The following is an 8,722-nucleotide window of genomic DNA, read 5'->3' as shown; positions in this document are numbered from 1 at the left end:
CGACGTCGACCTGGGCGCCGGGCCCGAACAGGACGCCGTTCGGATTCAGCACGAACACCTGACCGTTGGCGGACAGGCTGCCGAGAATGAGTGACGGGTCCTGGCCGAGGACGCGGTTGAGTGCGATCGAACTCGCGTCGGGCTGCCGAAAGACGACCGATTCGCCGGCGCCGATGCCGAAGCTCTGCCAGTTGATGGCAAGCCGCGGGCTCGTCTGCTGAACCGTCAGGGCGTTGCCCGACTGGCTGACGGCACCGCTCCCGCTCGCCACCTCCGCGCCGGTCGGCAGAGCGTACCCGGAGGGCGCACTGGTTGCGAGCAGGCAACCGAGCAGCACGCGCGCAACGCGCCGCCGCGAGACGTCCGCCGCGGGGATCGCGCGAAGCGGGCTCGACGGGGATGTGGCCGCGCCGGATGCGTTGCGAGGCACGGGGCTCACGTCGGCCGCCGTGCTGCGCAAACGCATGATGCGCGGGGGACGAACATCAGCCGGGCGGTGCGGCGCGCGGACGCACGCCGAGCGCCGCGTGGTCGATCTTGATGCAGCGATCCACGACGACGGTGAGCCCAGCCCGCGCTGCGATGTTTGCGGCGGCTTCGTTGACGACGCCGAGTTGCAGCCAGAGCACCTTCGCGCCGACCGCGACCGCATCGGCTGCGATCGGCTCGATGTATTCGGACCGGCGAAAGCAATCGACGATGTCGATCGGCTCCGGCACTGCACGCAGATCGGGAAAGCAGCGCTGGCCGAGGATCTCGGCGAAGCCCGGATTCACGGGAATCACCCGGTAGCCGACGGCCATGAGATAGCGCGCGACCTGATGGCTGGCGCGCACCGGACGCGGGGACAGTCCCACGACCGCGATCGTCCGCGCGGACTCGAGGAGGATACGGATGCGCTCGTCGTCGGGGTTCACCGCCATGCCGCGGCCAAGACTCCACGCGTTGGGCTCGCGCCGATGTTAGCAACCCCTTGGCGCGCCGGGCAGTGGGGCAACCCTGACCCAAGGCTCGCGGCGCCGACTATGTCCAACGGCCGATGCCCGCCGCTGCTTCCCGCCGGCATACTTACCGTATCATCAGCGCTTGCCCATAGATGCGGCGGTGACAGCCATGCGCGCCACGGACCTCTCGCCCCATGAAGTCGCCACCCTGCAGTTGCAGCTCAAGCTCACCGGGGACTATCCGGGACTGCTGCACGGGGTACTCGACGACTCGACGCGGGAGGCGGTCGACCGGTTTCGACAGCGCGAGCACGCGCGTGCGACGCCCGGGCTCATCGACGAGCAAACGCGCCGGGCGCTCGACCGCAGCGCTTACGCCACCTTCGACGAGCAACTCGCGATCGAAGTCGACGAGATCGCCCGCGCCCGGCCGCCGGTGCTCAAGACGGCGGCATCCGAGTCCAAGGAGCCGCGGCAGCTGGCCCACGACGCGCGCCTCGTCGGGCTGGCGTTCTCTGGTGGCGGCATTCGCAGCGCCACCTTCAACCTCGGCGTGATCCAGGCCCTCGCTGAACTCAAGCTGCTCCATCTGTTCGATTACGTTTCCACCGTTTCCGGCGGCGGCTACATCGGCAGCTGGCTTTCGGCGCTCATCACGCGACGCGGCGGCAGCATCGACGGGATCGCGCGCGAGCTGTGCCCGGATGCCGGGGATGCCGGTGCGCCGGGTTACTCCCGCGAATCGCAGGCCATCCGCTTCCTGCGCGGTTACAGCAACTACCTGACCCCGCGCCTGGGGCTGCTGTCCGCAGACACGCTCTCGGCGGTGGCGACCTATCTGCGCAATCTGTACCTCAACCTCACCATCCTGATCCTGCTCCTGATCGCGGTGCTGCTCGTGCCGCGAATTCTGGTGGCGCTGATCTTCGCGCACCCGAGCGCGCTCGGCATGGGGTTCCTCTGGTGCGGTCTCGGCCTTCTGGTCGTCCCGACTTCGGCCATCGTCGGGGCGAACCTCGCCTATCGCACGCCGGCTGCGGGCGTGAGCTCTCCCTGGTACGCGCAGACGCTCTCGATCCTGCTGCTATTCTGGGTGCCTGGCGGGACGGGCGCATACCTCGTGGCGTGCTGGTTCAGCGTGCAGCCGGAGCCGGACTTCGGCTATGACCTGCGCTGGTGGGCACTGCTCGGAGCGATCTTCGCGCTGGTCGCCTGGATCATCGGCGGCATCGCGTACCTTTTCGCCGAGGCGCGCGACCGCCGGCAGCAACGCGTCTGCACGCAACTGCGTGGCGGCATGCTCGTGAGCTTCTTCTACGTGCTGGTGGGGGCGATCATCGCCGGCGCCGTCGGCGGCGTCCTCTTCTACTGGTTCACGGGCATCCTCGAATGGATCTGGACCACTCCCGAGTACGGCCCGAACCTCGCAAGATGGCTCGCCGCAGGACTGGGAACGGTCGTCGTCATGAAGCTGCTGGCGATTGCCCTCACACTCCACGTCGGACTGGTCGGACGCACCTACTCCGAGGACGTTCGCGAATGGTGGAGCCGTCTGGGCGGCTCGGCACTCGCCGTCGGCGCAGCGTGGCTCTCCCTCTTCCTGATCTCGGTCTATGTCGTCCCGCCGCTCGCCGTCGCCCTCTATCAATGGGAAGCTGGGGGCTGGGCGACGGGAGGCGCCGTGGTGAGCTGGATCGCCACCACGCTCGCCGGCGTGCTGCTCGGAAAAAGCGAGAAGACGGGACCACGCGACGCGACGCAGCGCAACCGCGTGCTCGAATTTGTCGCCCGTATCGCGCCGTACGTGTTCATCGTCGGACTGCTCGTCGGTCTCTCGATCCTGATCGACGCGCTCCTCCCGAAGCTCGCCGGCATCGATACGCCGGACACGCAAGCGGAGAGCTTCCTCGCCAGCGCAGACCAGCAGTTCCAGCAGATGGACCAGATCTCCATCTGGATCCTGCTCGCCTCGGCCATCGGCTGCCTGACGACAGGGCTTGCGCTCTCCTGGCGCGTCGACATCAACCTGTTTTCGCTCTACAGCTTCTACCGCAACCGCCTCACCCGCTGTTATCTCGGTGCCACGCGCGCGCCGCATCGCCAGCCGCAACCCTTCACCGGCTTCGACCCCGAGGACGATCTGCCGCTGCATCAGCTGGGTCGCATCTCGGGCGGCGGACATCTCGAGTCGCAGCGTCCCTATCACATCGTCAACACCGCGCTGAATCTGGTCCACGGCAAGGACCTCGAATGGCAGCAGCGCAAGGCCGCCTCCTTCACGTTCACGCCGAAGTTCTCCGGATTCGAGCTGCCGCCGACCGCCGACTCCAGAGGCTATGCGGATCCGGAAGACGATGCCGCGCCGGGAAATGGATACGCGGTGCAACCGGCTGCCGCGCCGCTCGCGCCGGGTCAGCCGCCCACCGCCATCGTCCCCGGCAGCGATGCACCACCACCGCCTGCACGGCCGCGTGCCGCGCCCAGTCGCGGCTGCTTCCGCCCGACCGCGCGGACCATGAACAGGAGGGGCGCACAACTCGGAGTGGCGTTCGCCATCTCGGGTGCAGCCGCCAGCCCCAACATGGGCTATCACAGCTCACCTGCGCTGGCGTTCCTCATGACCGTATTCAACGTGCGGCTTGGCAGATGGTGCGGCAACCCGGTCAACGAGAGCGCGTGGACTCGCCCCGGGCCGCATGTCGCGGCGTGGCGGCTGTTGCGCGAGCTGCTTGGGTTAACCACCAGCACCAGCAGTTATGTTTACCTCAGCGATGGCGGCCACTTCGAGAATCTCGGCCTGTACGAGCTCGTGCGCCGGCGCTGCCGCTTCGTCGTCGCGTGCGATGCAAGCCAGGACGGGAAGTTCACCTTCGAGGATCTGGGCAATGCCATCCGCAAATGCTACGCGGACCTAGGCGTGCCGATCGAGCTCGATCTCGCGCCCCTGCGGCCGCGCGGCGACGACAGGCGCAGTGAGTGGCATTGTGCAGTAGGCACCATCCGCTACGACCTGCGCGACCCCGGCGCCGTGCCGGGCGTGCTGCTCTACCTGAAACCCTCCCTGATCGGTGACGAGCCCGCCGACGTGCTGCATTACGCCTCCACCGATCCGACCTTCCCGCACCAGACAACCAACGATCAGTGGTTCGACGAGTCGCAGTTCGAGAGCTACCGCAAGCTCGGCTATCACATCGGCAAGTGCGTGCTGGGTCCGGCGAGGGCGATGGCCGAAGCCGAGGCGAACGACACGGCAGGGGAGACGAGCGACGTCTTCGGCGATGTCGAGGGTCTCATCGTCGCGCTGAAGTCGATCTGGCATCCGCCTGCGAAAGGCGGGGCGGAGGTCTTTACCCGACACACCAGGACCCTCGACGCGATCTACGAGCGGTTGCGCAGCGATCGACACCTGCGGTTCCTGGATGCGCAGATCTATCCAAACTGGAAAGCGATTGCGACGGGCGTCCGCTACGAAGTGACGATGGAACAGTGGCTGCCCGACACCTACAACGAACTGCGCGAAGGGTTCTATCTTTGCAACAGCGTGATCCAGCTCATGGAAAACGTGTACCTCGATCTCCAGCTCGAGACCCAGTTCGACCACCCCGACAACCGCGGCTGGATGAACCTCTTCCGCCACTGGGCGTGGTGCAACATGTTCCGCGTGACGTGGGCCATGAGCGCGGCGACCTATGGCATGCGCTTCCAGAGCTTCTGCAAGCGCCAACTCGGCCTCACCCTGGGTGACATGGGGGTGAAGGACGTCAAGGAATCCGGTGACATCGGCAAGCTAAACTTCCTCGAAAAAGACTTGGAGGCTCAACTCGTCGCGCAGCACACAGATTTGCAGCGCGACGCGCTGCAGATCGACCGCATCGAGATCGTGGTGAGCGATCCGCAGGAATCCGGAAAGTCCGTCCGGCTGCCGGTGGGGCTGGCGATCACCGATTCCACCAGCAAAGAAGTCGTGTTCTTCCGCATCCAGGATCACCTCCGCCGCATGGGCCTCGGCCGCGTGGCGCTGCGCAAGCTGATCCAGAAGAGGGACGTGAAAGGCGCCCGCCCGCTGACTCTCGTCAAGCCGGCTCTGGAAACGGTCGGCCCGGAAGAGCAGCGACGGTTCGAACGACTGTTCCGGTCAGTGCTGTACGAACTCAACAAAGTGTAGGAGGACGCCATGGCCAGCTATCGACTCGGTTCCCGCGGCGAGGAAGTCGGACGCATCCAGACCGCACTCAAGCAGAAGGGCTTCTATCTCGGGCCGCTCGACGGCGACTTCGGCGGTGGCACCGAGAGCGCGGTGAAGGCGTTCCAGGCCGCGGCCGGTCTCGACGTCGATGGCGACGTGGGACCGATCACCTGGAAGACGCTGTTCGACGAGGAGATTCCGGAACCGGAACTCGCGTCCGACGAGTTGCCACGCCGCTGCCTCACAATGACGGCGACCTTCGAGACGAGCCGCGGACCGCCCGAGTGCTTCTCCGGTGTGTCGGGTGACTTCGACGGTCAGGGCATCTCGTTCGGCGTGCTGCAGTGGAACTTCGGTCAGGGCAGCCTGCAACCGCTGCTGCAGGCACTGCTCGCGAAAAGCGGCCCGGTGATGAGCGCCGTGTTCCAGTCGCGACTGCCGGTGCTGCAGGCGGCGCTGGCTGCCGACGGCGATGAGCTGATGCACTTCGCGCGCAGCATCCAGGATCCCATCCGGCACAATCTGAACGAGCCCTGGGGCGGCATGTTCAAGTCCCTCGGCCGCACGCCCGAATGCCAGACGATGCAGGTCGAGCACGCGCGCAATGTGTTCGATCGCGCCGTCGCCCTGGCGAAGCAGTACGGGCTGTGGTCGGAGCGCGCCGTCGCACTCATGTTCGACATCCTCACGCAGAACGGAAGCATTCGCGATGTGACCCGTGCACAGATCCTCGCCGACTTCGAGGCGATTCCCGCCGACCTCGCGCGCGAGGGGCAGGAAGTGGAACGGATGGAGATCGTCGCCCATCGCCGCGCCGAGGCCTGCAATCCGACCTGGGTCGAGGACGTGCGTTCGCGCAAGCTCTGCATCGCCCGCGGCAGCGGCCTGGTGCACGGTGTGCGCTACGATGTCGGCATGCAGTTCGGCGTCGGTCTGGCGCCGGCGTGGCGCGAGGCGCCCGCACGCCGCGCAAAGAACGAGACTAGCGCCGCCTCGTAGGTGCCGCCGGTTCGTCGCACGCGACACGCGCGGGTGCTGGGGCGCGAGAGCAGCGTCCGCCCTCGCGCCCGCGCGAGCCTTCAGTGCCCTCCGGTCAGCGGGACGAAGCGCACCGGCAGGACCTGCCGGCTGACCACGCTGCCATCGGCCGCCTTCTCGAGCAATTGCAGGTGGTGGACGAACGACGGTCCGACCGGGATCACCATCCGCCCGCCCGGCTTCAGTTGCTCGACGAGGGGCGGCGGCACCTGGCTCGCCGCAGCCGCCACGAGGATGGCATCGTAGGGCGCGAACGCCTCCCAGCCGTGATAACCATCCCCCACCCGCACCTTCACCCGGTCGTAGTGCAGCGCAGCGAGCGTCGCTTCAGCGCGCACGCCGAGCGGCTCGACGATCTCGATCGTGTACACCTCTGCACCCATCTCGGCGAGGACCGCTGCCTGATACCCGGAGCCGGTGCCGATCTCCAGCACGCGGCTGCCCGGCTTCACGTCCAGGAGGTCGGTCATCAACGCAACGATGTAAGGCTGCGAGATCGTCTGCCCGTAACCGATGGGCAGCGGGCGGTTCCTGTAGGCGTATTTCTCCTGGTCAGCGGGCACGAAGCGGTGCCGTGGAACCTTGGCAAGTGCGTCGAGCACGCGCGCATCGATCTCCGGTCGGCCGGTTTCCGCGGCTGTGTACGTGGCGAGGGCGCTGATCTCTTCGATCATCCCGGCACGCTCGCCGGCGAAGGAATCGTTGTCCGCAAGCACCGGCATCGCGCAGACGAGGCTAGTCAGGAGAAACGCCAGTGCGCATCGTGAATGCATGCAGAGCGGACCAACGCCCGGGATGCCGCCGCGGATGCAACCCCATCAGATCTTGACGTCGGGATTGAGCGCATAACGGCCCGTCACCGTCGCGCTCGCCAGCACGTGGCCTTCGATGGCCTGGCGCACGTCGGGCCCGGAAAAGCGACCTTCGACCGGACAGCGGGCGACGTCCAGCGCGTACAGCGTGAACACGTAGCGATGCGGAATCGAATCGTTCCACGGCGGGCACGGACCGTCGTAGCCGTGGTAGTCGCCGCCCATGTCGGCATCGCCGGCGAACCAGTTCGTGTAGTCGTTCACGCCCTGACGCGCGCCGCGTGGCGCAGCGGGCCCGGGCTTGCCTTTCGCGGTGACGCCGCTCGCAAACTCGCCCTTGGTGATGGGCGCCGCGTTCGCCGGCAGATCGACCAGCACCCAGTGGAAGAAATCGATGCGCGGCAGCGACGCCGGCACGGTGCGTCCTTCCTGATTGACGTCGTCGGGCTGGCTCGGCACGTCCGGATCGTGGCACAGCAGCACCAACGACTTCGTCCCCGGCGGGAGATCACTCCACGAGAGGTCCGGATTGAGATTCTGCGAAAGGCTGGCGTGCGTTTCCGGATCAGGTGCGCAGAACGCGCACTCGACGGGGATCTTCTGCCCGTCGGCAAAGCACGAGGTGGTGAGCTTCACGGCAACTGCCTCCTGGGATGGGAATGCCTGGGGATATGTCGCGGATTATAGCGCCGCGTCCTCCGCCCCCGCCGGTGCGCCATGCCTGCCCGAGCGAAGCGCCGTCACCCTGTGATATGGTTAGTTCCGGGAGCCCTCGTTACGGCTCGATTCACGCTTTTTCCGTGTTCACGGCGCCCAATCTCATTACCTTCGGCAGGCTCCTGCTGGTGCCCGTCATGGTCTGGCTGCTGCTCGAAGCGCGCTACGCGGCTGCGCTCGCCGTCTTCGTCGGCGCGGCGGCGAGCGACGTCCTCGACGGCTACCTGGCGCGGCGCTTCCATCAGCAGAGCTACGTTGGCGCGGTGCTCGACCCAGCCGCCGACAAGCTCATGGTCGTATCCACCGCCGGCACGCTGACGTGGCTGGGGCTGCTGCCGATCTGGGTGGCGATCGCGGTGGTGGTGCGCGATGTCGTCATCGTGCTGGGCTTCCTTGCCTATCGCTGGCTGCGCGGCCACGTCGAGATGCACCCGAGCTGGCTCGGCAAGGCCAATACCGGACTCGTCTTCGGCGTCTTCACGCTGGTACTCGCCGAGGCTGCGGGGTTGGTTGATCTCGGCCAATGGCTCCTCGTCGCCTTCCTCGTCCTGGTCGGCACGATCGTGGCATCCGGCCTGCACTACGTCTGGGTGTGGGGAGCGAAGGCCGCACACACCGCACGCGGCCATCAAGGGACTTCCAAGTAAGCTCGCGTCACGCCCTCGCGTCGATCGACCGGCGCGGCAGCGCGAGAGTTCTGTCAGTCGATGCCGGCGCAGCTTGCCCCCAACCAGCGTCCGGAGATCTCCATCCGCTCCACCTGACCGCCCTTCGGTGCAGGGCTGGTCACTGTGCCCGCGATCCGCTCCGGACTCTCCGCGACGAACTCCGCGCGCACCGTGCGCCCATCCGGGCATCGTTTCTCGCCGGACCACTTGTTGGCGGTGATCGTCGGCGGCCGGACGAACTTGCAGTCGCCGTCCTCGTCGTCCGGCGCCCGCGCAAGCTGTTCCAGATCGGCCTTGGTGACGCAGTCCTTCTCGACCACGGGCCGGGGAAATGCAGCACCCTTGTACGTCATCTCC

At 66.9% G+C, this 8,722-nt stretch carries 7 protein-coding genes and 1 pseudogene; 3 read left to right on the top strand and 5 right to left on the bottom strand.

Features of this window, described 5'->3' with window-relative positions; genetic code table 11:
- Together JNK68_17010 and JNK68_17005 are read right to left on the bottom strand one after the other, a co-directional pair.
- Positions 1-466 (bottom strand): filamentous hemagglutinin N-terminal domain-containing protein (locus JNK68_17010; protein MBL8542044.1); only part of this gene is annotated, 466 nt, incomplete at its 3' end.
- 19 nt (positions 467-485) lie between these two features.
- Positions 486-923, bottom strand: a complete 438-nt coding sequence (locus tag JNK68_17005) for a CoA-binding protein (GenBank protein MBL8542043.1) — start codon at positions 921-923, stop codon at positions 486-488.
- A 190-nt stretch (positions 924-1,113) separates the two neighbouring features.
- Here JNK68_17005 and JNK68_17000 point away from each other — a divergent pair.
- Together JNK68_17000 and JNK68_16995 are read left to right on the top strand one after the other, a co-directional pair.
- Positions 1,114-1,599 (top strand): annotated as a pseudogene (locus JNK68_17000) (patatin-like phospholipase family protein).
- 3,519 nt (positions 1,600-5,118) lie between these two features.
- Positions 5,119-6,129, top strand: coding sequence for a peptidoglycan-binding protein (locus tag JNK68_16995; protein MBL8542042.1), 1,011 nt, complete (start codon positions 5,119-5,121; stop codon positions 6,127-6,129).
- 80 nt (positions 6,130-6,209) lie between these two features.
- On the opposite strand, the gene JNK68_16990 is transcribed toward JNK68_16995, so the two are convergent.
- Positions 6,210-6,842, bottom strand: a complete 633-nt coding sequence (locus tag JNK68_16990; GenBank protein MBL8542041.1) for a protein-L-isoaspartate(D-aspartate) O-methyltransferase — start codon at positions 6,840-6,842, stop codon at positions 6,210-6,212.
- A 144-nt stretch (positions 6,843-6,986) separates the two neighbouring features.
- Positions 6,987-7,616 (bottom strand): YbhB/YbcL family Raf kinase inhibitor-like protein, encoded by a 630-nt coding sequence (locus JNK68_16985; protein MBL8542040.1) that lies wholly within the window; start codon positions 7,614-7,616, stop codon positions 6,987-6,989.
- A 116-nt stretch (positions 7,617-7,732) separates the two neighbouring features.
- On the opposite strand from JNK68_16985, the gene JNK68_16980 reads away from it, so the two are divergent.
- Positions 7,733-8,344 carry a CDP-alcohol phosphatidyltransferase family protein gene (locus tag JNK68_16980; protein MBL8542039.1) on the top strand — a complete coding sequence of 204 codons (612 nt, stop codon included), beginning with the start codon at positions 7,733-7,735 and terminating at the stop codon, positions 8,342-8,344.
- A gap of 53 nt (positions 8,345-8,397) precedes the next feature.
- On the opposite strand, the gene JNK68_16975 is transcribed toward JNK68_16980, so the two are convergent.
- The coding region (locus tag JNK68_16975) for a DUF3617 family protein (GenBank protein ID MBL8542038.1) at positions 8,398-8,722 on the bottom strand (325 nt) is incomplete at its 5' end.

The sequence above is a fragment of the Betaproteobacteria bacterium genome (genome assembly GCA_016791345.1).
In the GTDB taxonomy this organism is placed as follows: domain Bacteria; phylum Pseudomonadota; class Gammaproteobacteria; order Burkholderiales; family JAEUMW01; genus JAEUMW01.
Note: the sequence above shows the minus strand (reverse complement) of the source record. Positions and strands in the feature narration are given on the sequence as shown.